Annotated in this window: 1 protein-coding gene; it reads right to left on the reverse strand. The window is 64.8% G+C overall.

Features of this window, described 5'->3' with window-relative positions; genetic code table 11:
* Positions 1-545: hypothetical protein (locus tag ACFQV6_RS44390; RefSeq protein ID WP_378033764.1), on the reverse strand; the 545-nt coding region annotated here is incomplete at both ends.

Below are 545 nucleotides of genomic sequence, written 5' to 3' on the forward strand. Positions count from 1 at the left end.
CGCAGCGGGCTGATCCCCTCCCGCTCCCGCTCGGCCAGCTTGGTCGCCACCGGGTAGGTGATGCTGCGGGTCAGCCAATCGCTGTCGGCGTCAGCCGCCCCCGCATACGTCAGCTCCTCAGCAATACGGCCCGCGAACGGCTCAGCGTCCTTCGCGATCTCGGCGCCGGTGATGTCCTTGACCGAAACCGTGTCGCCCATACCGCGGAAGTACCGGGTGACAGCCTTCGTCCGCTTGCTACCGATCGCCGCATCGTCGGCACCGGTGATAACTGTCGTCTGCTCGAAGCCGGCGAAGTTGGAATAGGTCCGGGTCGACTTCTTGGTGAACTCCGCCTCGGCGATCTTCCACCCGGCGTTCGCATACGCGTAGCTCGTCAGCGAACCCACCGCGCCATCAACAGCGGGAAGTTCCTCGATGCTGTCCACCACGTACTTGTGGAACCAGTCGATGTCCTCGGCCTCCGGGTCCGGATGCCAGAACACCGGATAACAGAGCCGGTCATTCGCTTTCAGCGCCGCGGTCTCACCCTTGGCGGGCAGGTC

Source organism: Actinoplanes sp. GCM10030250 (genome assembly GCF_042666575.1).
In the GTDB taxonomy this organism is placed as follows: Bacteria; Actinomycetota; Actinomycetes; order Mycobacteriales; family Micromonosporaceae; genus Actinoplanes.